The organism is Lentimicrobium sp. L6 (assembly GCF_013166655.1).
Taxonomy (GTDB): domain Bacteria; phylum Bacteroidota; class Bacteroidia; order Bacteroidales; family UBA12170; genus UBA12170.
Window position 1 is genome coordinate 1 of the sequence record NZ_JABKCA010000026.1, and the last position, 26,996, is coordinate 26,996.

At 34.3% G+C, this 26,996-nt stretch carries 12 protein-coding genes; all 12 read left to right on the forward strand.

The window, feature by feature from the left end:
- Window positions 1-117 precede the first annotated feature (117 nt).
- The 12 genes from HNS38_RS08215 (at window position 118) to HNS38_RS08270 (ending at window position 26,993) form a co-directional block, all read left to right on the forward strand.
- Window positions 118-792, forward strand: a complete 675-nt coding sequence (locus HNS38_RS08215; protein ID WP_172284113.1) for an ABC transporter ATP-binding protein — start codon at window positions 118-120, stop codon at window positions 790-792.
- A 295-nt stretch (window positions 793-1,087) separates the two neighbouring features.
- Window positions 1,088-3,451, forward strand: coding sequence for an ABC transporter permease (locus tag HNS38_RS08220; protein WP_172346273.1), 2,364 nt, complete (start codon window positions 1,088-1,090; stop codon window positions 3,449-3,451).
- A gap of 193 nt (window positions 3,452-3,644) precedes the next feature.
- Window positions 3,645-5,879, forward strand: coding sequence for an ABC transporter permease (locus HNS38_RS21080; RefSeq protein WP_371742944.1), 2,235 nt, complete (start codon window positions 3,645-3,647; stop codon window positions 5,877-5,879).
- Window positions 5,880-6,642: 763 nt separating this feature from the next.
- Window positions 6,643-7,317 carry an ABC transporter ATP-binding protein gene (locus HNS38_RS08230; protein WP_172281730.1) on the forward strand — a complete coding sequence of 225 codons (675 nt, stop codon included), beginning with the start codon at window positions 6,643-6,645 and terminating at the stop codon, window positions 7,315-7,317.
- A 139-nt stretch (window positions 7,318-7,456) separates the two neighbouring features.
- The gene (locus HNS38_RS08235) at window positions 7,457-9,814 is read left to right on the forward strand and encodes an FtsX-like permease family protein (protein WP_172281732.1); all 2,358 of its coding nucleotides are present in this window, start codon (window positions 7,457-7,459) and stop codon (window positions 9,812-9,814) included.
- A 115-nt stretch (window positions 9,815-9,929) separates the two neighbouring features.
- Window positions 9,930-12,218, forward strand: a complete 2,289-nt coding sequence (locus HNS38_RS08240) for an ABC transporter permease (RefSeq protein WP_172346274.1) — start codon at window positions 9,930-9,932, stop codon at window positions 12,216-12,218.
- 18 nt (window positions 12,219-12,236) lie between these two features.
- The gene (locus HNS38_RS08245) at window positions 12,237-14,609 is read left to right on the forward strand and encodes an ABC transporter permease (protein ID WP_172346275.1); all 2,373 of its coding nucleotides are present in this window, start codon (window positions 12,237-12,239) and stop codon (window positions 14,607-14,609) included.
- A gap of 237 nt (window positions 14,610-14,846) precedes the next feature.
- Window positions 14,847-17,162, forward strand: a complete 2,316-nt coding sequence (locus HNS38_RS08250) for an ABC transporter permease (protein ID WP_172346276.1) — start codon at window positions 14,847-14,849, stop codon at window positions 17,160-17,162.
- A 286-nt stretch (window positions 17,163-17,448) separates the two neighbouring features.
- Window positions 17,449-19,803, forward strand: a complete 2,355-nt coding sequence (locus tag HNS38_RS08255) for an ABC transporter permease (RefSeq protein ID WP_172346277.1) — start codon at window positions 17,449-17,451, stop codon at window positions 19,801-19,803.
- 35 nt (window positions 19,804-19,838) lie between these two features.
- A complete protein-coding gene (locus HNS38_RS08260) occupies window positions 19,839-22,181 on the forward strand; it encodes an ABC transporter permease (protein WP_172346278.1) in 2,343 nt (780 codons plus the stop codon).
- Between the two features lie 45 nt (window positions 22,182-22,226).
- Entirely contained in the window at window positions 22,227-24,620 is a 2,394-nt protein-coding gene (locus tag HNS38_RS08265) for an ABC transporter permease (protein ID WP_172346279.1), read from the forward strand.
- Between the two features lie 15 nt (window positions 24,621-24,635).
- Window positions 24,636-26,993 (forward strand): ABC transporter permease, encoded by a 2,358-nt coding sequence (locus HNS38_RS08270; protein WP_172346280.1) that lies wholly within the window; start codon window positions 24,636-24,638, stop codon window positions 26,991-26,993.
- The last annotated feature ends 3 nt before the right edge of the window (window positions 26,994-26,996 follow it).

Sequence of the window (26,996 nt, forward strand, 5' to 3'; positions counted from 1 at the left end):
AGAAGTGAGAAGTGAGAAGTGAGAAGTGAGAAGTGAGAAGTGAGAAGTGAGAAGTGAGAAGTTTTTTTTGCGCCTTTGCGTGAGAATAAAATATAGAAAACAATAAAGACAATAAACATGATAAAAATTGAAAAATTAAGCAAAGTTTTTAGAACAGAAGATATTGAAACTTATGCGCTTAATGGTGTAGATATCAATGTGAAAAAAGGAGAATTTGTAGCCATCATGGGGCCTTCAGGCTGTGGAAAATCCACTTTGTTGAACATTGTAGGCTTGCTTGATAATCCTACAGATGGTTCATACCAGTTTGGTGGCACAGAAGTAGCCAAACTTAAAGAAAAAGACAGAACCGTTTTTCGTAAGGGAAATATTGGATTCGTTTTCCAAAGCTTTAATCTGATTGATGAATTTTCTGTATATGAGAATGTAGAGCTTCCTCTAATTTATTTAAAGATGAGTGCCTCAGAAAGAAGGAAAAGAGTGGAGGAGGTTTTACAAAGAATGAAAATTGGACATCGTATTAAGCATTATCCTCAGCAATTATCTGGTGGACAGCAGCAAAGAGTCGCGATAGCAAGAGCAGTAGTTGCTAATCCAGATTTGGTATTAGCTGATGAGCCTACGGGTAACTTGGATACTAAGAATGGTTTAGAAGTGATGAACTTATTAACAGAACTCAACCAAGAAGGTGCCACCATCATCATGGTAACGCACTCTGATAGAGATGCTGGTTTTGCTCATCGTACTATAAATTTACTAGATGGTGAGGTGATTACTGAAGAGAAAAATTAGGCCTTGTTAAAACATATGAGTTGTTATAACAAGGGTAGTAACCCATAAAAATCAGGGGTAGAGTATAGAGGCATTAGTATATATAACAGTTTTGATATTTATGTGAGAAATATCTATCGCGTAAAACCAAGGAAAATTGAATTATACCAATGTACGCCAAAATGCATCTTAAGCCATTTTGCTTTTACATTGGTAAATGCTGATACATAATCAAAGCGGCTTTAAGACTATTAGGGATTTAAGGCGCAATTTGATTAATCAGCGGTATTAATTAATCATTAGAAAGGAAAAAACTATGTTTAAGCACTTTGCAAAAATCACCTTGCGTAGCATTCAGAAAAATAAAATAAATACATTAATAACTCTATTTGGTTTAAGCCTTGGCTTAACCTGCACCATCATTATTGGTTTGTGGGTAAAATATGAGATGAGTTACGATAGGTTTCATGAAAACTCACAAGACCTATATAAGGCGGCTTTTACTCATGAACCCTCAGATTTTCATGCTTACGTTTTACCAGCTCCTGTTGCCCTGCATTTAAAGGAAGAATATCCGGATATTAAAAACTCAACTGTTTTTTGGAACTGGGGAAACAAAAAGATAATACAAGGTGAAAATAAAATTTTGGTTAATGGTAGCTTTGTGGATCCCTCTTTTTTCTCCATGTTTAATTTCCCTTTAGCAATTGGAACCCTTTCTGATGCTTTCATACATCCCAACTCTATTGTTCTCACCCAATCATTAGCTGAAAAACTTTTTGGGGATGAAAATCCAATAGGCCATACCGTAAAAGTGGATGGTGACGATGAGTATATTGTAACAGCTGTATTTGAGGATATTCCAGCAAATTCGGATATTCAATTTGAATTTTTACTTCCTTATCAATTGATTTCTAAATATTTTGATACTTGGAATAGCAAATCCATGGAAGTGTATGTACAACTTAATAAAGGAACTGACTATTCAGCTGTTAATATTAAAATAGCTGATGTGATCAGTCAATTTAAGCCTGATTGGAATAATAAATTGTATATAACACCATTGACGGATTGTCATTTACACAATCTAAAAGGTGGAGGGCGCATACAATACGTCTATATTCTTTCCATTGTTGCCATCCTTATTTTAATAATTGCAACCTTCAATATTGTTAATTTAACAATGGCCACCTCAGATAAAAGAATCAAAGAGATTGGTTTAAGGAAAATCTTAGGTTCTGGTAAGAAATTACTCATTATTCAGTTTCTTTTTGAAGCTCAAATTCTTGCCATGTTGGCTCTGGGCATTGCACTCATTTTTGTTGAACTGCTTTTACCATCTGTCAATAATCTACTTCACGTAAATCTGGAACTTAGTTTTAATCTTTACACCATTCTTACTCTATTGGGGTTTGCAGCTCTTACTGGATTAATCTCTGGAATCTATCCTGCATCCTTTCTTTCATCTTTGAGGCCTATTGATTTGATTAAAAAAACGATTCAGCCCTTTGGTTCTTTAAATAAGAATAATTCTTCATCGAATCATCAGAAACTGAATCTTAGAAGTGGATTGGTGATTTTTCAGTTTGCATTAACCATAATTCTGATAGCCGGAATTATTGTTATTACTCAGCAAGTTCGTTTCATGAAGCAAAAGGATCTTGGGTTTAATAAGAATGATATCCTTATCGTACAAATGCAAGATGAGCTTAAGCATAATTATGAGGCAGCAAAAAACGAATTATTAATGATGCCGGAAATTTCAAGCATCAGTACTTCTCGAAGTCCTTTAACCGTTTGGTGGATGTCAGATATGCCAGTATGGGATGGAAGGGAAACAGATGATGTTTTTGATATGGGCTTAAATTTCGTGGATTATGATTTTGATGAAACCATAGGTGTTGAAGTTATTGAAGGCAGATTCTTGTCCAAGGAATTCTCCAAAGATGCAAGCGATGGCTTTGTAATTAATGAAGCCGCTGTAAAAGCAATGGATTTGGAAAATCCAGTGGGGACAAAAATGTCAATTTTCGATGGAACATCTTCTGAGCAAAAAGGGGAGATCATCGGAGTCATTAAAAACATGCATACCGAATCTTTGCATTCCGAAATTAAACCTTTTGCATTTAGGTATGCTCCAATTGGTTCTTTTATGTTTATTAAAATGAATTCCTCATCTAATTCTAAACTTGTACAAACTATTAAAAATAAAATTGAAAAAATAGCCCCAAATGATTTAGTGGAGTTGAGCTTTTTGGAAGATGATTTGAATGAATTGTATGCCAAAGAACAAACAACAGAGAAACTAATAGGATATAGTTCCCTTATTGCCATTCTAATTTCATGTTTAGGCTTGTTTGGACTAAGCCTTTATGGATTGCAGAAAAGGATAAAAGAAATAGGAATCCGAAAAGTAAATGGTGCAATGGTATCTGAAATATTAGTCTTGCTCAATAAAGACTTTATAAAGTGGGTGGCCATTGCCTTTGTAATTGCAGTTCCCATTGCCTGGTATGTTATGAACCAGTGGCTTCAGAATTTTGCTTATAGAATCGGATTAAGTTGGTGGATATTTGCCTTAGCTGGGTTTGTTGCTTTGTTAATAGTTTTAATCACAGTTAGTTTTCAGGTTTTTAAGCTTGCAAGAAGAAATCCAGTGGAGGCTTTGCGATACGAATAGAGTAATGCGATTGCAAAAATAAATAGCACATTAAATTTTATAAAATGATTCTACACTATTTAAAAATTTCAATCAAGAGAATTTCTAAGAATTTAATATTTTCAGGTGTAAATATTCTAGCCTTAGCTATTGGGATTATTTCATTTTTCATCTTGTTTATCTATGTTACAAATGAAGAAGTTTTGATAAGCATATTAAGGATTATAAGAATATATACAGGGTCATCTCTAGTCCTACAGGTTCGAATATGCAATGGGCCAGAAGTCTCGGTTTTATTAATGGAGCGTCTAAACATATTCCTGAAATAGTGGAGGCAACGCAATTCACCCATTGTCCCATCGGAACAATTAGGCTAAATGAAAACTCTTTTCAGCAAAAGAACATGATGTCGGTTGACGAAAGTTTTATAAAAATGTTTGAAGTAGAAAGCTTGGTGGGAGATTTAAACGATATTTCAAAACCAAATACCGCATTTATCTCTGAAGACTTTGCAAAAATACATTTTGAGAATGAAAACCCTATCGGTAAAACCATTAAGATAGAATCCTTGCAATATTTTCAAGATGTGGGTGAATATCAGATTAGAGGTATAGTGAAAAATACACATCCCAAAACTCATTTTGAATATCATATCTTACTTTCGCAAAAAGGATCATTGCAGGAACGATTCAACGTTTTGCCAAATCGGAAGACCCATTGGGTTTACAACTATATAAAATTAAAAAATGAGGTCTCTCCAGCACTAGTGGCCGATAAATTCCTTTCTATATATAATGAAAGCAGCTTACGGAACGTGAGAGGGCCTGAGGATTATAAATTCAATCTTATAGCATTGGCAGACATTCATTTAAAGTCTGATTATCGCTTTGAATTAAAAGAAAGTACCAGCAAAATCAATATTGGCTTGTTCATTACCATTTCGTTTGTAATACTATTTGTAAGCCTTTTTAATTTTATCAATTTGAACCTTACCAAATTGATAAAAAAATCAAAGGAACTTGGTTTGTATCGTGCTGTTGGGGCGCATAAAAAACAGATCATAGAACAGGTTTTGGTTGATGTATTAGTGCATTGTTCTGCTGCCATTCTTGTTTCGCTGTTTTTATTAAAATTTATTGGCTCACAAATAAATCAGTTTTTCGAAATAGATTTTAATATTTATTATTCCGAGCCTATTATATACCTTACCATAATTGGTGTCCTGGCTATTTGTGGAGCCCTAAGTACTCTTTTTGTGGGGTTCTTTTTATTAAGAAAAACCACAACAGTTCAGCTCCTTACAAAAAAAGATAGTTCCTCAGGAAATTTTAGTTTAAAAGCTTTGATTGTGCTGCAAATTTGCATTGTTATCGTCCTGATGTCATGTACAATTATTGTAAATAAGCAAATTGATTTTATGAGCACAAAATCATTAGGTTTCGAAAAAGAAAATGTAGTTGTTATTCATTTTGAAGACTTCTCGAAAGATCCTACCGTTTTTGCCAATGAGTTGAAGAAGAATACTCTCATTAAATCTGTTGGTTTCACTCGACAATATTTTGGTTATCCCACACAAGATTTCCAGCTCGAAGGTTTTGGAATTGATGGATCTGCCGATTTCGTTCTGGCTAATTACGACTATATAAAAACAATGAATATTCAATTACTCCATAATTGGATTTCTCCCTCTGCAGATACTGTTGAAGGTATGCTTATTAATGAACATTTGTTTAATAGATTATTGGAAAAACACGGAACAATAGAAGCGCTTGAAACCTATGCTATGACTCACAATTTAGATCAGAATGATAATCCAGTAAAAATACTTGGTGTAGCAAAGGATTTTAATTATAACTCAGCGCATGAAGCCGTGGGTGATTTTGCTTTTTTATTAGGAGAATCGCCATCTCGTGCAAGATTTACTCATATTAGAATACGAGCAGGAAATACCAGAGAAGGTTTAGATATCACAAGGGAAGTGTGGAATAAACATTATCCCAATCAAGAATTCAGCTACTTTTTTATCGACGAAAAGATAGCTCAGCAATACAAAGCCGAAGAAATTCTAGGCAGAATACTTTTTACCTTCTCAATTATCGGCATATTAATTAGCATTGTAGGAATTACTGCACTAGCATTATTTATCTCGCAGCAACGCACCAAAGAAATGGGTATTCGAAGGGTAAATGGGGCCTCAATCTCTGAGATTCTAATCATGCTCAATAAAGACTTTATAAAGTGGGTGGCCATTGCCTTTGCAATTGCTGTTCCTATTGCTTGGTATGTTATGAACCAGTGGCTTCAGAATTTTGCTTATAGAATCGGATTAAGTTGGTGGATATTTGCCTTAGCTGGGTTTGTTGCTTTGTTAATAGTTTTAATCACAGTTAGTTTTCAGGTTTTTAAGCTAGCCAGAAGAAATCCAGTGGAGGCTTTGAGGTATGAATAAAAATAAGGCGAACTTGTTAAAGGAAAGTATCCTAGGAATAGATAAGGGCCGGGATTTCATAGTATAATGTGAAATTAAAATGGAATAATCATTTAAAAGCACAAATAACATTTAAATGAATACAATAGCGTCCTAATAATTATTAAAGATTCCTCGCTTCGCATCGGAATGACAGGTGTTTTGACAACTCATAAGGAAGAAGGGCTTTGCTTTTTTCAATACCAAAAGCAAAACCCTTCTTCCTTCCAATTAAATCTTAAACACCCGTCTTTCTGAACGTAATGTAATGATGTGAAGAATCTTTTTTAATATGGAACTTCTTTTGGACAGTATTTAAATGAAAACAATTATAATTTCAACACTACTCTTTTTTATTTCAAAGCACCATTCTTCTCGTTCAAATATTTGTAAATTATATATACAATCGCTGTAAAAAATATTTACACTTAGTTCTTTTTTTAATTGATCGAATATTCTGTAAAAACCATAAATACAATGTGTTAGGCTTTGCGGCACAAAGCTTGATTTAATGGAGTCAAATAGAAATGAATATCGATGAAGAATGTACAAAAGTAGAAATTGACAGATGCAAATGAAGGAATGAGGGAATGGGGAAATGATAGAGTATAAGAACAAGCTAAATATTAAATCATTCAAGCATTATATCATTAGAATGAAGCAATAAAAAGTATAATTTCTTTACGACTTTGCGGCTTTGCGTGAGGATAAAGCATAAAATATAGAAACAATAAAAACAATAGACATGATAAAAATTGAAAAATTAACCAAAGTATTTAGAACAGAAGATATTGAGACTTATGCGCTTAATGGTGTAGACATCAATGTAAAAAAAGGAGAATTTGTAGCCATTATGGGGCCTTCGGGTTGTGGGAAATCCACTTTGTTGAATATTGTGGGTTTACTTGATAATCCTACCGATGGTTCCTATCAATTTGGCGGTACGGAAGTAGCCAAACTTAAAGAAAAAGACAGAACCGTTTTCCGTAAAGGAAATATTGGTTTCGTTTTTCAAAGCTTTAATCTGATTGATGAATTTTCTGTATACGAGAATGTGGAGCTTCCTCTTATTTATTTAAAGATGAGTGCTTCAGAAAGAAAGAGAAGAGTGGAGGAGGTTTTACAAAGAATGAAAATCGGACATCGTATTAAGCATTATCCTCAACAATTATCTGGTGGGCAGCAACAAAGAGTAGCGATAGCAAGAGCAGTGGTAGCCAATCCCGATTTAGTTTTAGCCGATGAGCCAACGGGTAACTTAGATACCAAAAATGGTTTAGAAGTCATGAACTTGCTCACCGAGCTCAACCAAGAAGGTGCCACTATTATTATGGTAACGCACTCCGACAGAGATGCTGGATTTGCCCATCGTACCATTAATTTACTCGATGGACAAGTGATTACGGAGGAGTCAAAATAATCTTAAAAATGGGGAGGTTTTTTGATAGTGATTATAGTAAAAAATGAAAAGTATTTAGAAGAATAAATTGATACTTCAAATAAGAGATATCAATCGCGTAAAACCAAGAAAAAGAAATTAATCATCTAAAAAAAATGTCATGATTAAAAATTACATAAAGATAGCTTTTGCGAATTTGTGGAAGAATAAAGTGTATTCTTCAATAAGTATCTTAAGCCTGACCATTGGTTTGGCGGTTAGTATTTTACTGCTTTTCTATGTGTTGCACGAGTGGAGTTTTGATCGTTATCATACAAAAGCTGATAGTATTCATAGGCTTTGTCAGGAACAGCATCCTTATCAAGCTCCTGGTACTGCAGCTTTGTTGACTGAGAAACTCCCTGCTATAAAAAGTTTCGCAAGAATTTTGCCCCGTGATAATATACTCATTCAAAAGAGCGAGCTGAGGTTTAAGGAAAATTTGGTGGCTTGGGTAGATCCCGATCTGTTTAATATATTCTCTTTCCAATTTGTAAGAGGAGATGCTGCCACAGCTTTAACCCAGCCCTGGTCCATGGTGATTACTGAAGAAACCGCCCTTAAATATTTTGGTGATGCTGATCCTATAGGTAAAACTTTAAAAGTTAGTAGCGAATATGATTATACCATCACTGGGGTCATTCAAGATATTCCTGAAAATTCCCATTTTACTTTCGATATTTTTATGACTTTGAACGATGGTAATGCTATGTTCGATGATGGTTGGGAGGAAAACTGGGGATGGTGGAATTTCCTAGTCTATTTTGATACTCAACAGGGCTTTAATAAAGCGGATGTGGAAGCAGAAATCAGCAAGTTGATGAAGGATTACTACCAAGAGGCTGATGCATTACCTATATTTACTTTGCAGAATCTTAAAGATATACACTTATTTTCTTCCCACTTCTTAGGAGATATTCAGCCACAGAACAGTGTTACTTATGTTATTATATTTCTGGCTATAGCCTTACTTATCTTGCTGATTGCTAGTTTTAATTATGTGAATTTACTAACGGCCAATGCTACCAAACGATTGACAGAAATAGGGGTGAGAAAATCCTTTGGAGCTTCAAGAAAACAATTAGCCACTCAATTTATTATGGAATCCATTTTGGTATTTCTCATTTCGTTTGGCTTAGCTCTATTATTAGTTAAACTGAGTCTTCCACTTTTCAATAATCTAGCGGATAAACAGCTCACCTTTTCTATACTCACCAATGGTACTGTTATTCTTGGAATGACTATAATGATGTTTACCTTAGGAATACTTGCAGGCTGGTATCCAGCTTTTGTTTTGTCTTCTTATCAGCCACAAAGAGTGATGAAGTCTAATAATAGTGGTGGACGTTCTGGATTTCAAATTAAAAGAGTTCTTATTGGCACACAATTTACCATAGTAATCATCTTAATTGTAAGCGCTATTGTGATGTTTCGACAAATCAGTTTCTTACAAAATAAAGATTTAGGTTTCGAAAAAGATGGGGTATTGACTGCCATTTTTGACTTTGGAGATGAAACGAAATACAATACCCTCAAACAGGCTCTCCTCAAAAATAATGATGTAATAAGTGTTGCTGTTGCCAGTCGAATTCCCTCTGGATCTCTTAATAATGATGGTACTGTTTTACCGGAAGGACAAACCGACCCTATTACTATTCCATATGTTCATGTAACTTTTGATTATTTCAAAACCTTAGGTATAGAAGCTGCTCAAGGAAGATTATTCTCAGAGGAGACCAAGACAGATCAAATGGAGGCGATTGTGTTAAATCAGGCCGCAGTAGAAAAATTGGGAATCACTGAAAATCCCCTCGGACAATCCTTAGAATGTGTCTGGCCAAATGCTAGTCGTAGAGTAATCGGTGTTATAGATGATTTTCATTTTGAGTCTTTATATAATAATATCAAGCCTGCCGTATTTGTTATTCATTACCCATGGGCTTATCATTTAATCGTAAAAGTGAAGCCTACTCATGATGTTTCAGCCATAAAGTCATCCTTATCAGGTGTTTGTCATCAAATCTATCCCAACGAAATCATAGAATTTAGTTTTCTTGATGAGATACTAGAGCAAAGATATATGAGAGATAACAAAACTTTCCAATTGATGGGATTCTTTGCTATTCTAGCTATCCTACTTGCCAGTATGGGCCTATTTGGAATTGTTTCTTTTATGATGGCCAGTAGGACTAAAGAAATAGGAATTCGTAAGGTAAATGGAGCCACCGTTTTCCAAGTATTGAAATTATTAAATCTAGGTTTCCTAAAGTGGGTTCTGGTTTCTTTTGTTATCGGAATTCCAATTGCATATTATGGTTTGAATATTTGGCTTACACATTTTGCTTTTAAAACGGCTCTAAGTTGGTGGATCTTCCTGTTAGCAGGTGGTTTGTCATTTATTATTGTATTGCTAACTGTAAGCGGACAGACTTTTAAAGCTGCACGACAAAACCCTATTGATGCTTTGAGATATGAATAGATATTAAACTTTGATTTTTTGTAAGCTAGAGTGAAAATGAAAAAAACATTAAAGGTCACGGTACAAACTAAATACATAGATGAAGCAAATTCTCAAGATAATACAGATATTTAAAATGAATAAACTAAACAGTTCGGTGATCATCATTAGTCTGGCTGTAGGAATGGCTTTCTTCCTATTAATATCCGTATTTATTCAGCGTGAGCTAAATCCTGAAAGTTTTAATCCGGATAAGCATAGAATATTCGCTTTACAAACAAATAATCCTTTTGGGGCAGTGGGAGGTGACAGCCCCAAAATGCTATTCGTTCGATATGGTTCAGCAGAATATATGAAAGAAAATTTTACTGAAGTAGAAAGTTTTTGCAGAATCATACACAATAGTGTAACGCAAGTAAAGGTAAATAATAACTCTTTCTATAATCAGCCTGTTGTTTTAAATGCATCATCTAATTTCTTTAACTTTTTTAATTATACCCTTTTAAGTCGAAATGAGCAAACTGTGCTCAAATCAAAAAATGATATTGCCATTTCAAAAGAACTTGCCATGAAATACTTTGGTAATGAAATGCCTATTGGTAAGCCTATTATAATAAGTTTCAAAAGTGAGGAGAAAGAGTTTTTAGTTAGCGGAGTTTTTGAAAAACCCAATACCGTAACGCAATTTAATTTTGATATGGTAAGTCTATTCCATGGAGAAAGAAACAGCCGTTGCTATGTGAAATTGGATTCTCCTTTGAGCAGACAAAAAATGGAACAAGAGTTTGAGCGTTTAAAAGATGAAATTCCCGTTATCAAAGGCGACAGCCCAAACCAATATGATCTACTGCCAATGAATGAGGCCTATTATAGTTCTATGAGAAGATCAATATTCGACCTCACACGCGATAAAGCTGACCTTTGGATAGCCATTCTAGTTGCGTTATTGATTTTAGGGGTTGGATTGTTTAACTATCTCATACTCATTAAGAACAGATTAAACGATAATTCAATAAACTATATAATAAACAGAATACATGGTGCTTCAAATAAAGATTTGACACTCCTTTTTATGAGGGAAGTTTTTGTGCTAATTTTGGTCTCTATCGGACTCGGTATCCTTCTATTAAAACTATTAATACCCTATTTTAATGAGCTGCTAAAAACTACAATTACTGCCTCTACTTTTATTCAATTTAATAGTTTAGCCTTAAGTATATTGCTTTTAGGATTGGTGGCTGTAATATCCTATTTCTTTGCGCAAATCCATATAAGAACAAAGCTCTCAACAACAAATATGAAATGCAGTTTCCAACCCATTAGAAGAAAAATAAACGTAATGAATATTTTTCAGCTTGCAGTAATGATAGTTTTGATAATCTCTTTTTCCGTTATAATCAAACAAATTCAGTTTGTTAACAATAAAGAAATTGGCTTGGACAAAAATGTAATGGCAATAAAAATTCCTCAAGCTTATAAAAATCTCAGCAAGGCTTTTAAAGAAGAATTGCGTGCCAATCCAAATATTAAGGAGGTGGCACTAACTCCCTCTGCACCTTTCCTCGGGCATTTTAAACTGCTTTTTAATTATGATGATAATGGTGTGAAAAAGGAATACTATCCTTGTTTTTTTTCTGGAGATGCAAGCTTTGTAAAGACTCTGGGGATAAGGATACTGGAGGGTGAAGGTTTTTCTGGGAATCCGGAAGTCGATAAGCATAAGTGTCTTGTAAATAAATCATTGGCTAGTCTTTTTCCCAATCAGCAACTTATTGGTAAAAGTATGCCAGGAAATTCTGACAAAACTATTATTGGTATTGTTGACGATTTTCATTTCTCAAATTTAAAAAGAAAAATAGAACCTGGTTTTATAGAATATAGAGACGAAGGCCCCAATGTTTTAGTTAAAGCAATAGCAGGTCACGAAAATGAAGTTGAAGCTTCGATAGCCGCCATTTGGTCCAAGCTCATTCCCGATTATCCAGTAAATTTAGAAAGCCTTGATCTACGTTACAAAAGTCTTCACGATGAGAACAAAAATTTCATTCGCTTAATTGGCTCCTGCAGCATCATCTCTATTTTTTTATCGATGATGGGTTTGTTTGCAATTTCGGTGGATAAATCAATAAAACTGACTAAGGAAATTGGTATTCGTAAAGTAAACGGTGCAAGCGTTCTTGAAATTATTGAATTACTGAATAAAGACTTTGTGAAATGGGTTTCCATCGCTTATGTAATTGCTGTTCCTGTTGCTTGGTATGCTACGAATGAATGGCTAAAGGGTTTTGCTTATAAAACGGAACTGAGTTGGTGGATTTTTATACTTGCAGGTTTAATGGCTCTTTTTATTGCCCTTATCACAATAAGCTGGCAATCGTTTAAGGCTGCGCGAAGAAATCCAATTGAAGTTCTAAGATATGAATAAACGATAAATAAATAAAATATGAATCCATCAATAAATTTGAGAATTGCACTTAGAAGTATATTGAAAAACAAAGTTCAATCACTTGTTAGTATAGTTGGCCTTGGTATTGGCTTGGGCTCTATTATTTTGATTTCCATGCTTTACATGCATGAAAATTCATTTGATAAATTTATTCCTGATAATAATCAGCTGTATAGGGTATTACATGGTTCTGACAGTAATATACCATTTCCTGTTGGCGAAATAGCTAAAAATGACATTCCTGCTATTGAGGACTTTTTTAGATATCACCAAAGTGGAGAATTTGAGATAAGACAAGATGGAAAAGAGATTATTCCTGAGACACATTTTGCTTGTACCGATCCTTCCATTTTTAATTGTTTAGGCATTGACATCCTAATAGGAAAACCTGCTGAATCAATAAACGAAGTGCTTATTTCAGAAAAAATGGCTGAGAAATACTTCGCAGAGGGTGATGCCTTGAATAAGACTTTTGAAGCACGTTTGAATAACGAATTTATTAACCTTACCGTTTGTGGAATCTTCAAAGACCTCCCATCTAATTCAACTTTAAGTCCGCAGTTTATTTCTCATACCGATTTGATTGGTGAATTTTTGGGTAATCGTAAAAAGATGTTTGGCGAATATTCCCCAGAAAATGATGAATTTAAAATAAATTGGGAAGTAGGGGTTTGTGCTACCTATATTAAAATAAATAAGCAAGCAAATTCCAATAGTGTAAGTGAGAAACTTCAAAAATATAGCGAACGATTTGAACAGGAAAAAGATCAAAAAAAGGATTTTAGCTTACAAGCGGTCACCGATGTGTATTTACAATCAAGTGAAATAATTGATAATTATTCAAGAAGAGGAAATGCGAATGAGCTAACGTATTTTATCGCGATTGCGCTTTTTATTTTGATTATAGCTGTGGTTAATTACATTTTTCTAACCAAAGCAAAAATGGATAAACGCTATAAAGAATTAGGAGTAAAAAGAGCATTTGGTGCCAGTGCATCAATCATTCGAATGCAGTTGCTCTTCGAAGCAAATATGGTATCCTTACTGAGTTTAATCCCTGCAATTATAGTTGTAATTTATGGAACACCTTTTGTAAACAATACCTTAGGAAGAACACTTGACAATCAAATTCTTTCGGACTGGAATGCCATACCTTTGTTGGCAATAATTCCATTACTTACGGGGTCCATATCAGGTCTTCTTGTGGGAAGCAAAATTTCCAAAATTTCACCAATAATTCTTTTAAATAGAAAAATTTCGGTTCAATCAAAAAGAAATCCATGGAGCAACTCATTTCTAAGTCTTCATTTCGCAATTTTTATTATTTTAATGGTTGGTGTTCTGGTGTTTAAGAAACAAATAAATTATTCCTTAAATAATTTCACTGGTATCGATCCAGAGAATGTGATGATATTCGAATTGAATACACCAGAGCTTTCTAAAAAATTTAATGTAATAACTGATCAGGTTGAACAGATGCCCGGAGTAATTAGTGCTGCAGGCTCCTCTTTTATTCCTCCTTTTAACTGGACGCTACCCATTCGCTTATTAAATCCTGAAAGTAACGAGTCCATAAGCTTAGATGGTTTAATTATGGGAAAAGGCATGACGGAATTATTGGGAATAGAGATTATTGATGGGGCTCATTTTGTAGAATACAATGGGGATGAGACAAAAGTAATCTTTAATGAATCGGCTGCTTCCATGTACAATTTGAAAGCTGGAGAATATTTCAGTGGTTTTTATATTCAAGGAATTGCGAAAGATTTTACAGCACATAGTATGTATCAAAGTATTAAGCCAATGCTTATTATTCAACAACACCTTGATAAAATGAGACTTTTTGCAGTTAAAACAAGGGGTGAAAACGATGTGCAACTTAAGGCTGATATTTCCAAATTATTTAAAGAAATAGCACCCGATAAAATGGTGTCTGTCATTACACTTCAGGAGCAAATCTCCAATTTTTATCATAGAGAACAAGATCAGGTAAAATTAATCAGTGCTTTCTCTTTGCTAGCTATAATACTGTCTATAATGGGTTTACTTGGAATGGTGATGAATACAGTTTCAAGAAAAACTAAAGAAATTGGTGTGCGCAAAGTAAACGGTGCCAAAGTAAGTGAAATACTAGCCATGCTCAATAAGGAATTTATTAAATGGGTAGTATTAGCATTTATTATTGCTGTTCCAATTTCGTACTATGCCTTGAATAATTGGCTTGAAAATTTTGCTTACAAAACAGATTTAAGTTGGTGGATTTTTGCCTTGGCCGGAACTATAGCTTTAGTGGTTGTCTTGCTTACTGTGAGTCTACAAAGTTGGCATGCAGCCACAAGAAATCCCGTTGATGCCTTGAGGGATGAGTAAGGAAGAGAATGAGAGAATGAGAGAATGAGAGAATGAGAGAATGGGAGAATGGGAGAATGGGAGAATGGGAGAATGGGAGAATGGGAAAAGTTGGACTAAAATTATATCGTTTACACATAGAATCATTAAAATATTTAACGATTAAAAAATGGAGAAAAAAAGATAGCAATAAGTAATGAAGATGTTGAAACTAGCTTTCAACCCTTCAAGAATAAAGGAATATAAAAAAGGAAAATCATGTATTTAAATAATTTAAAATCATTTGTAAATAGCCTTGTCAATAGCAAGTTATACACAGTTGTAACTCTTGTGGGATTTACTATTTCTTTAACTTTTGTAATTCTTTTAAGCGCATATATTAAGAAAGAACTTACTATAAATAGTTCGCAGAAAAATGCTTCGAGAATCTATCGCTTAATAAATGAAAATGCTGCGGAGTTTGCTCCTCCTATTGGCCTTTATCTACAAAATAAATTTCCTGAGATAGAGAGTTATACGCGCATTTTGGAGAATTCTGGCAAATTAGTTACCCAGGATAATGTTAAAGTAAAATTCGACTTTTTAGCTGCCGACTCTACCTTCTTCACCATTTTTTCATTTAATCTTATCGAAGGCAATCCGGAAACCGCACTTAAGACAAAAAACGCTGTTGTTTTAAGCAGGGAATTCGCAAATAAAATTTTTGGCAATAAATCTTCCTTGAATCAAAAAATTACGGTTGACGGGATTGACTGCATTGTAAAGGGCATAGTTGATGATATTTCGAAAACATCGAACTTTGATAAATGTGATGCCATTATTAATTTTAGATGCCTTGCTGATCTCTGGAAAGCTCCACACTTGTTAACAAGTATGGGGAATAGTTCTTTTGGATTGTATTTCCTGGCTAAACCGAATTCTGATTTGCCCTCCAAAGCATCGCAAGTATTGGAGATGTTCAAGAAAGATTATTGGTTGTATCAAAATGAAAGAGTAAAAACAGTGGATTTCGAGCCATTGGCAGACAATTATTTTAGTCATATTCCTGCAAGAGCAACTCACCAAAACACAAAAACATTTATTGCTGTTTTATTTGCTATTGTAATACTAATTTTGGTTTTGGCAATTATCAATTACATGAATCTTACCATTGCACAATCAGGAGCCAGGGTAAAAGAAACGGCCCTTAAAAAACTTTTTGGCAGTAGTCGGAGAAAATTAGTTTTTCAACATGTAAATGAGTCGATAATACTTTGTTTTGTAGCTTTTTTATTGGCCATGTTTCTTAGTTTTCTTGCCGAACCAATATTCAATAGTTTGCTTGGTACCCAACTAAATCTAGTGGGCGAATTCACTATAAACACGATTTTAATCACACTGGTTCTTGTTGTACTGATTGGTTTTGTCTCCGGAATAATTCCTGCTTTTATCATTACCAGGTTAAGTGCTGTTCAGGTATTCAAGGGAGAATTTAGGCAGAAAAGTAAAAGTGTTTATTCAAAATTACTTATTGGTTTTCAATATATCGTGGTTATTGTTTTAATAATATCAACAGTAGTTATTGCTCGGCAAACTGCCTTTATGCAAAATTATAGTCTAGGCTTTAAAACGAGTAATATTGTTTGGCTAGACAATAACCTATCAAACAGCGAAATGGCAGGTTTTAAAAACGAAATGAATAAAATTCCCGGTGTTAAAAAAGTATCTTTTGTTAAAGGAAGTCCTCTTGATCGTGGAGATAATCGCGGTTATACCTATGAAGATAAGCCGGTGAGCTTTCAGCTGTTTATCGTTGATTCTTCTTTTCTATCGATGATGGAGATGAATATCACTTCCACCGGGGTGGGGTATACAAAGGAAGGGATTTGGATAAATAGAGTGACAGTAGATAAACTCGGGCTCGATCCCTTGCCAAAAAGCTTTAAAGCCTATAATGGCGAAAAACCCGTTTTGGGCATTATTGATAATTTTCATTTCGAATCTTTGCACAGAGAAATAGGGATGGCCATCATTGAACAAATGAGTGAAACTGATTATCCTCGAAAAATATTCATTCAGCTAGAAGGGAATAGCCCTATTTCTGTGCTCGAAAAGGTGAAAAGATCCTATGACGAATATGCCAATGGACAACCCTTTGACTATGGTTTTGTAGACGAAACCACTCAAAGCTGGTACGACAGCGAAAAAAAAACGGCTACCATTGTAAGTTATTTTGCGATGCTTTCCATTCTCATTTCCGTGATGGGCATTTTCGCCATGTCGGTATTTTACAATCTTCAAAAAATAAAAGAAATTGGTATCCGGAAAGTAAATGGAGCCACAGTATTCCAGATTATTAAATTACTGAATCTTGACTTCATAAAATGGGTGGCTATTTCCTTTGTTATAGCTTGTCCTATCGCTTATTATGCAATGAATAAATGGCTTCAAAAATTCCCCTATAAAATAACACTCGACTGGTGGGTATTTGTTTTTGCCGGAATTTTCGCCATCATCGTTGCACTTCTTACCGTGAGCTGGCAATCGTTTAAAGCAGCACGTAGAAATCCAGTGGAGGCTTTGAGGTATGAGTAGAGAAGAAGGAAGAATGAGAGAATGAGAGAATGAGAGAATGGAGAATGAGGAAATGAAAGAATAGACAAACTATTAAATCATTCAAACATTGAATCATTCACTCCTTTGAGAAAAAGATAGAATGAGAGAAGGAGGAAATGAAAGAATAGACAAGCTATTAAATCATTAAAAAATAAAAATATTAAAAGAATAAAGAGAGATATGACAGATTTGATGTTTCAGCATAGAGGCATCAAAAACAGTAAAACCAAGGAAAAAAAATAGTTAATCATTTAAAAACAATGTCATGATTAAAAACTACATAAAGATTGCATTTGCAAATCTTACTAAAAACAGGATATACTCTATTATTAGTATTTCGAGCCTTTCTATTGGTTTGGCAGTAGTCATTCTGCTGTTCTTATATGTTTCGCATGAATTTAGCTATGATCGTTATAATCAGAAAGCAGATAACATTTATCGATTATGCAATAAAGAGGACCCTTATCAGGCACCTCAAGCTGCTAATTATTTAGCCGATAAACTGCCACAAATAAGGGAATCCGCTCGAATTTTGATTAGGGGAGATATGGCTGTTCAACATGAAGAGCTAAAATTTAGCGAACCCTTAGCTGTTTTTGTGGATGCTGATTTATTGCAAATGTTCTCCTTCAAATTTAAATTTGGCAATGCCAAAACGGCTTTGAATGATCCCGAAACTATTGTAATCTCAGAAAAAGTGGCACAAAAGTATTTTGGAAATGAAAACCCAATGGGCAAACTATTAATACTCAATAATGAATATAAAGGCACCATTACAGGAGTTTTTGAAAATATGCCACAAAATTCACATTTTAGATATGATTTTCTAATCTCATTAGCAGGTGCCAATAATTTGTTTGGCGAAGAAAGTATGAATGATTGGGGTTGGCAAAATTTCCTGGTTTATTTTGAGATGCAAGATCAGTTTTCAAAACCGGAAACTGAAGCAATAATTTCTGAGTTAATAAAAGATAAAAGAGGCGATGAGACTTTACCATTTTTTGAGCTACAAAATCTAAAAGATATCCATCTCTACTCTTCTCATATGTCAAACGACATTCAACCTCAGAATAGCATTGTTTATGTGTTGATTTTTTCAGCCATTGGTTTGCTAATTTTGCTGATTGCTAGTTTTAATTATGTGAATCTTTTGACGGCAAATGCAACAAAACGAGTTCTAGAGATTAGTGTTCGAAAGACCTTTGGAGCCTCACGTATTCAGTTGGCTAAGCAATTTATCTCAGAGTCGATGATTGTGTTTTTTATCTCATTTTGTATTGCCTTAATATTGGTTTGGATGAGCTTGCCGCTATTTAATATATTGGCAGGAAAATCCATTGTATTTTCTATGCTAATCAGTCCAAATATGATATTAAGCCTTGTAAGTATGGTGTTCATCCTTGGCATATTAGCAGGTTGGTATCCTGCAATTGTTTTGTCTTCCTATAGCCCTACTAAAGTGATGAAATCAAATGATAGAAGTATGGGTTCTGGATTTCAAATCAAGAGGATTCTAGTGGGAGCTCAGTTTACCATTGTCATTGTTTTAATCGCCAGTTCTTTGGTTATGCTGAAACAAATAAGTTTCCTTCAAAATAAAAGCTTAGGATTTGATAAAGAATATGTTCTTGTTGCCAATGTGAATGATTATGGTGATGAAGCAAAATATCTTTCGCTCAAACAAATGCTTCTCGAACAAAGTTTGGTGAAGAGTGTTTCAACAGCAAGTCGTGTTCCTTCTGGTAGCCTAAATAATTGGGGAGCAGCTAAATTAACAGAAGAAGCAGAGTGGACTAGGCTTCCTATTGTACATGTGCAATTTGATTATTTTAAAACGCTCGGGATAGAAGCAACTCAAGGAAGACTTTTTTCTGATCAACTAAAAACAGATGCTACCGAATCATTGATTTTAAATGAGGCAGCTGTCAATTTTTTAGGCATTCAAGGAAACCCAATAGGACAAAAGATTTTCAGTCATTGGCCATATGCTAATAGGGAAATTGTAGGAGTTATTAGCGATTTTCATTTTGAATCTCTTCATGATAAAATTAAGCCTGTGTTTTTCATTATTAATCAAGATTGGTGTTCCCGACTTATTGTAAAACTCAATTCGTCCAATGCTGGCGATGCCATCAATATCCTTAAAGAAACGAGTCAAAAAATCTATCCCGATGAAATGTTTGATTTTCACTTCTTAGATGAAAGAGTGGAGCAACTTTATCAGAAAGATGAAAGGACTTTTAAATTGATGTCTTATTTTGCATTCATTGCTATTTTTCTAGCCAGCATAGGATTATTTGGAATGGCTTCTTTTATGATGGCTAATCGGACAAAGGAAATTGGTATTCGCAAAGTAAATGGTGCCACCATTCCTGAAGTGATCAAATTACTAAACATGAGTTTTATCAAGTGGATGGCGGTATCCTTTGTCATAGCAACTCCAATTGCATTTTATGGAATGAACAGGTGGCTCGAAAATTTCGCCTATAAATCTGCGCTTAGCTGGTGGATATTTGCTTTAGCAGGGATTATTTCTTTGGCCTTGGTTTTATTGACCATAAGTGGATTAAGTTTTAAAGCTGCTCGCAGAAATCCTGTTGATGCCTTGAGATACGAATAAAGGAACCTTAATGAAAGAACACAATGATGATAAATATGATTAAGTCTGCTTTTTATAGTTTTAAAAACTTTAAAATTTATTCCTTTATCAATCTATTTGGATTGGTGTTAGGTTTAAGCTGCTCCATGGTTATTATCTTATATGTTAGTTTTGAATACTCTTTCGATAGTTTTCATAAAGATAAGGATCGAATTTTTAGGGTGAATGAAATAGCTACAAGCCCAAAAGCAAGAAATATTAGCCCTTCGATTAGAATGCCCTATGGCCCTGCTTTAAAAAATGAAATTTCAGAAATTGAAGAGGTGGTCAGGATACGGAACAATTGGCATGAAAATACGCTTAAGTATGGCGATAAAGAGCTTACTCTTGAGAATGTGATTTTTGCTGATAGCAATTTATTCGAGTTTTTTTCTTTCGATATCATCCAAGGGCAGCCAAAGCAAGTCCTAGCAGGTAAGAATAGTATTGTGCTTACACAAAAAGTTTCAGAGCGATTATTTGGAAAGGAGAATGCATTAGGGAATCTTGTGGAGTATGACAATAATTCCTATATCATTACCGGAATTGTAGCCGATATTCCTTTAAATTCTCACATTCAGTTCAATGCTGTTTTTCCCATGGAAATATTAATCCATTCACCCGATGTATATGTTGGCTGGGATGGTGGAATATCTGCTCATACTTTTGTCAAGCTTTATTCAGGACATTTACAATCAAAAGTAGAAGCAAGATTACCCGATTTTTTATGGGAAAAGATAAATAAAAAGGATGAAGATTCAGGTTTTTTCAGTGAATTTTATCTGGAGCCTTTAGCACAAATACACTTGTTCTCTGATGTGGATTGGGATAGTAATGGCAAAGATGGAAAACAAGTTTTACTGCTTCTGTTTATTGGAGTTCTCATCCTTCTGATAGCCATCATTAATTATCTTTTTATTTCAAGTGGAGTATTAAGCCTCCGCTTAAAGGAGTTTCGTATTAAACACTATTTTGGATATGAAGAATCTGGCATTGCCAAACAATTTTTTATAGAATCGTTTCTGCTATTTATGATTGCAGCAGTGCTTTCGGCGATGATCATCTATGTGTTGAGGAATCCCATTTTTCAGTTATTCCAAACTGATTTTATATCCTTCCAGTTGAAGGAAAATATTTTCATGTTGATAATGGCGATTATCGTCATCAGCAGTATTACTGCTTTTATCCAATTTGTAAATTACAAAAAGAAAATCATTAGCATTGACGAAATTAGTTCTTTCTCAACGCCCTTTCGAAGTAGAAGACTGAATTATATTTCTGCATTTCAATTTTGTATTTCTATTGTTCTTATCTCCTCCATACTGATTGTTAATAAGCAATTAAACTATGCATTACATAAGGATTTGGGATTTAAAGCGGAGCATGTTATTAATATTTCTCATGGTTCTATTGGTGCGAAACAAGGAATGCTCATAGACGAAATAAAAAAAATACCAGGTGTGGTAAATGCATCAGCAAGTTTTGGTATTCCTGGATTAGAGACTACCGCTAATGGCTATCAACCTGAGGGTTCAGAGCAGTATCAAATGTTTAACGCGCTCTATGTAGATGATAACTTCTTTAATACTTTCAAATTGGAATTATTGGAAGGCCGAAATTTTAGAGAAGGGCTTAACAGCGACACCAAAAAGTTTATCATAAACGAAACATTAGCCAAACAGATGAATTGGGAGAATGCTGTCGGAAAATCAATGTTTAGAAATAGCAATTATGAAATTATTGGGGTGGTAAAAGATTTCCATGTAGGATTGATATACAGTAAAATACCTCCATTAATCATCTCAAAAGAATGGGCTGATAGCTTTTACTCCCTATCCATAGCATTAATGCCGGGTGAAACTCAGAAAACGATAAACGAGATAGAAACTTTGTGGTATAGCGTGTTACCCGATGTTCCTTTCCATTACTCGTTTATGAATACAAAATTTGAAAGTTTGTATGCTGAGATAAAGCGAACGGCCACTATTTTGTTTCTATTTACTTGCATATCTATACTCATATCTATGCTAGGTTTATTTGGAGTTACATTTTTGCTCATGAATAGTAAAGTGAAAGAAATAGGTATTAGAAAAGTAAATGGAGCCACTGTTTTTGAAATGGTGAAAATGTTAAATTATAATTTCATAAAATGGGTGCTCATTGCCTTTGTTATTGCTGTTCCCATTGCTTGGTATGCTATGAACACATGGTTACAGAACTTTGCTTATAAAGCAGAAATTAATTGGTGGGTTTTTGCATTTGCAGGAATGATGGCTTTTCTGATAGGAATAATAACCATAAGTTGGCAAACCTTTTTAGCAGCAAGAAGAAATCCAATTGAGGCTTTACGTTACGAATAATCAAATAGAAATAATGATTGATAATCAAAAAAATTAACTAGAAATATGATGCTCATAAAAAGTATTAGCTTGTCGATAAAGCGTTTGTGGTCCTTCAAACTCTATTCTATCATCAGTATTATGGGATTGAGTTTGGCTATGGCTGTGGCCTTGGCTATTTTCTCCTATACTTCGCATCATGCCAGTTATGATAGGTTTATCGAAAATGGAGAAAACGCCTATAGATTGGTCTCTAGACTTGGAGATGGCAACTATAATACCAGCACTTTTGCTGCCCTTCAAGATGTTATTGAGGAGGATGTAAATGTGATTTCTTCCACCACTTGTCATACTTATCATTCCATTGAAGAATTGGATGTGGAGGGAGAGAAGTATAAAATAGATCATGCTATTTTTATAAACTCCTCCTTTCTTGATTTTTATTCCATTTCCTTAATTTTGGGAGATTATAGAAGTATTGATGAGCCCAATATGGTCTTTCTTACACAAAAAATGGCTGATAGAGTATTCCCACAAGAGAGCGCTATTGGAAAGCAAGTATTTGTGAGGTCTTTTAGTGCGCATCAGGATAGCTTAATTGCTTTTACGGTGGGAGGAATAGTAGAAGAGATGCCCATGAATTCTCATCTATCGTATGAGGTTTTGTTTTCGCAATCTGGTCATTTTTCACCAACAGTAGAGGCTGTGAAATCCCGTAAGGTTTTTGCTGCAGCTATCTATTTAAAACTTCGCGAAGGTGCAGATATAGAGGTTTTTGAGTCGGGTCTGAGGGAACGAGCTGAAGTTCGACTTGAAAACGCTCCTGGCCCTCCAATGGAGGCTTTTAATTTTCATTTACAGCCTATTTTCGATATACACTTTACTGCAGGATTAACAGGAGAAATGAAGCCAACCGTTCGTGAATCTTCTCATCAGGTTTTAATCATCATTGGGTATTTGATACTGGCTTTAGCCATCTTAAATTTCGTGATTATGCACATTGCTAAAGCCTCTTTCTATCGCAAAGCCAACTTTATGATGCGATCGATGGGTGCTTTTAAGAATCAGATACTATTTCAAACCTTTTCGGAAATATTTATTTCTGTATTCTTCAGTTTGATTCTGGCGATATATCTTTTGGCTTCCTTTCAAGGATTATTTGGAGCAGACTATTTTGGCGACTTTAAAATCTCGTTCTTCTCCTTTAACTTCATCTCCTTATGTCTGCTGAGTCTTTTATTGCTAAGCTTGATTATTTCATTGATAGCCTCCTCCGATTTAGTGAAGAAAGAATCATTATTATCTGAGATTAAATTGAAAAGCAAAAGGAAGTTTGCTGTCATTTTATTGATATTTCAGTTTACTGCTGTAATAGGCCTGATTGGTTTTACCCTGCTGATCAATAAACAAATAGATTTTATCCAAAATAAAGACTTGGGTTATAATAGTGAGCAAACTTTGGTGATTAAAGTTCCTCAAAATAATGAAAAAATAAACATATTAAAACAAGAACTGAAAAATGATAAAGCCGTAATCAGTGCTGCAGCTGTTCGTCACTATCCGGGCTATAGACTACAAGATATGACTTTCTCTAATGCCGAGGATTCCTTTCCTTTTAAGTTTGGATTTATTGAGGCTGATGCCTTAGAAACATTAGATATCCCTGTTATTCAATATTTTCATCCCGATAAAGAAAGGGCAAAAGGAGGATGGTATATCAATGAGACTTTCTATCATCAATTGCAGCAAAAGTATAGTGAAGAACAAATCAGCAGTAGTCAATTTCCTGTTGACGAGAATGCGGAAGATAGGGGGGAGCAAGAGTTCTTAATATTGGGCGTCATCGGAGATTTTCATTATGAATCCTTACATCACAATATTGAAAGTTTTGCTTTCCATATTCCTGATGATGAAAGAATGGGATTTCGTTTTGTTTTGGTCAAATTCTTCCATAATGAAGCCCATCGTTTGATCAAATTAGTTAAACAGAAGCTAGCTGAGGTTTTTCCTGGTCAACCTGTACGCTATCATTTCATGCAAGAAGAAGTGCAAGAACAATATGAATCGGAAAGCGTTTTACTAAAGCTCATCAATACTTTTTCCATCCTCAGCATCTTAATAGCCTGTTTCGGATTAATTGGGCTTTCTGTTTTTATATCAGAACAAAGAACAAAAGAAATTGGCATTAGAAAAGTGAATGGAGCTTCCATTAGCGAAGTACTATTATTATTGCTTAAAGATGTGGTGATTTGGATTTCGGTATCCTTTATTTTGGCCACTCCACTTTCCTATTTTGCCATGAGAAAATGGTTAGAAAATTTTGCCTATAAAACAGATATCTCCTGGTGGATATTTCTTTTGTCAGCTGCAATAGCTTTTGTTATCGCATTGATAACAGTGAGTTGGCAAACCATCAAAGCAGCCAGAAAAAATCCAATTGAAGCATTGAGATATGAATAGCTTATAATATAAAACATGATACTAAACTATATAATATCAGCATTTAAGCATTTGTGGAAGAACCGTTTTTTCACCCTTATAAACTTGATTGGTTTATCTATTGCTCTATTTATTGCATATAATGCCCTTGTTTATATACTATTTCAATTCAGCTTTAATAAGCATCACGAAAAAATTGACGACATTTATCTGGTGGAATCATACTTGACGGACTTCCAAATGTCTCGTTCTCGAGTTGCCTATAAAGTGGCTCAAACTTTATGTGATGAATTTCCAGAGATTGAGACTGCTACTAAATATAGTTATTTGAAGAGCGTAAAAGTTGAACATAATAATGAGGTTTTCAATGCAAAGGAATTCTATGCTGTTGATGAAAATATATTGGATGTTTTTTCAATTCCATTGCTTTCACAAAATGGGCAGGAAGTTTTATTATCAGATAAAAGCTCTATTCTTATTTCTGAAGAAATGGCGAAGAAGTATTTTGGGGATAAAAATCCTGTTGGTGAATCATTAAAAATAAATACTAGGAATGGCCAATTAGTTTTCATCGTTCAGGCTGTTTTTAAGGATACTCCTTTAAATTCTACTTTTCGTCCGAGCTATATGGTGAATCAAGAAAATGCTTTTAATTTTTTCGAACGCTATAGCGATGAAAAGGATAAGCAGGATATTATGGATAATTGGACCAGGAGAGATTGGTTTACCTATATCCTGTTATCACCAAATGCAGATATTGATAATTTAAATTCAAAATTAGAGGGATTCCTTTCTAGAGTGGCTGGAAAAGGTTTAAAAATAGAATTGAAAATCCATTCTTATAAAGAACTCTATATTGATTATTATATGGATTTTGAAGTGTTATATGTTCTTTTAATACTTGCACTATTGGTCATCTTTGTAGCTTCAGCAAATTATATCATACTTAATTCGGCTTTATCCATCAACAGAAATAAGGAAATTGGAATAAGAAAGGTAATGGGCGCAAAACCCAAAGATATAAAGAAACAATTCCTTGGGGAGTCCATTATTCTTTCCCTATTGGCTTTACCATTAAGTATCTTATTGTTTAAGATATTTCTTCCAGATATTACCTCCCTTTTAAAGATTCCACTTGATTTTGTCAATCTGAATTTCTTTAGTTATTTTCCTTATTTCTTACTATTAAGTATTGTGATTGGGCTTTTGTCGGGTATATATGTTTCCTATAAGCTTTCCAATCTCCTTGTTGTTGATGTGCTGAAAGTCAAGTATAAAAAGCTTTCGACGAAGAGCGTTTTTCGAAAATCATTAATAATTTTTCAGTTATGTATTGTGATTTCACTTCTCATTATTCTTTTTGCGATTAGGCTGCAATTGAACTATAGTCAAGAGAAAGACATGGGTTTTGATAAAGATGATATTATCATATTAAACCTTCCCCGTGGATCGGGAAATACACAAGCTTTTCTAGATGGAATACTTGCAAATCCAAATGTAAGAAAAGCTGCTTTAGCTATGGATGGTCCTCCTACAAATTCGTCTATGAGTTTTATGGTGCCACGATTTGATCAACCTGAGGAAGAAATTTTGCTTGAAGCAATGGGAGTGGATCATGGTTTTTTAGAGGTTTTTGATTTTAAACTCATAGAAGGCAGATACTTTTCAAAACAATTCACTTCAGATAAGAATGCTGTTCTCTTGAACGAAACCGCTGTTGAAAGTTTGGGTTTGACAGATCCCCTTGGAAAGAAAGTAATAGGAAAGGAAGTAATTGGGATTATTAAAGATTTTCATTTTCATTCTATGCATAGAGAGATTCCAGCATTAGTCATTAAACTAGGAACAAAAAAATATCTTTCTGAAATTGCTATAAAGCATGAGCCCAATTCACAAGCTGATATCATAGATGATGCAAAGAAGCAATGTGAGGAAACTGGAAAAGTTGGAAATTTATCGGTTCGAACTTTCGATGAAACATTATCTCAGCTTTATGAGCAGGAGAAACTTTATACCCATGTGATTGCCATCATCACCTTGATCATTTGTTTAATTGCTTTATCAGGTTTGTTTGGTTTGAGCCTATTTATGATTCGTAGCAAACAACGTGAGCTTGGCTTGAAAAAACTTTATGGAGCTTCCATTCGGTCTATTCAATATTCATTGTTTAGAGAGTTTTCTTATCAAGTGTTATGGGCATTTCTTATAGCCATTATACCTTCCTATTTTGTGGTAAGTAAATATCTAGAGCAGTATGCTTATAAGACACCATTAAATATTTGGATTTTTATTTTGCCTGGCATCATCACCTATTTGGTGGTTTCCATGGCTGTGATTTATTATGTAAACAAAGCTGCCAGAACCAATATCATTCAAATATTAAAAGAAGAATAGAAA

Excerpts from the sequence above, each read along its gene's own strand:
- HNS38_RS08255 (WP_172346277.1), top strand. The coding sequence starts at position 17,449 with ATGATTAAAAACTACATAAAGATTGCATTTGCAAATCTTACTAAAAAC.
- HNS38_RS08240 (WP_172346274.1), top strand. The coding sequence starts at position 9,930 with ATGAATAAACTAAACAGTTCGGTGATCATCATTAGTCTGGCTGTAGGA.
- HNS38_RS08235 (WP_172281732.1), top strand. The coding sequence starts at position 7,457 with ATGATTAAAAATTACATAAAGATAGCTTTTGCGAATTTGTGGAAGAAT.
- HNS38_RS08230 (WP_172281730.1), top strand. The coding sequence starts at position 6,643 with ATGATAAAAATTGAAAAATTAACCAAAGTATTTAGAACAGAAGATATT.
- HNS38_RS08270 (WP_172346280.1), top strand. The coding sequence starts at position 24,636 with ATGATACTAAACTATATAATATCAGCATTTAAGCATTTGTGGAAGAAC.
- HNS38_RS08250 (WP_172346276.1), top strand. The coding sequence starts at position 14,847 with ATGTATTTAAATAATTTAAAATCATTTGTAAATAGCCTTGTCAATAGC.
- HNS38_RS08215 (WP_172284113.1), top strand. The coding sequence starts at position 118 with ATGATAAAAATTGAAAAATTAAGCAAAGTTTTTAGAACAGAAGATATT.
- HNS38_RS08260 (WP_172346278.1), top strand. The coding sequence starts at position 19,839 with ATGATTAAGTCTGCTTTTTATAGTTTTAAAAACTTTAAAATTTATTCC.
- HNS38_RS08265 (WP_172346279.1), top strand. The coding sequence starts at position 22,227 with ATGATGCTCATAAAAAGTATTAGCTTGTCGATAAAGCGTTTGTGGTCC.
- HNS38_RS08245 (WP_172346275.1), top strand. The coding sequence starts at position 12,237 with ATGAATCCATCAATAAATTTGAGAATTGCACTTAGAAGTATATTGAAA.
- HNS38_RS08220 (WP_172346273.1), top strand. The coding sequence starts at position 1,088 with ATGTTTAAGCACTTTGCAAAAATCACCTTGCGTAGCATTCAGAAAAAT.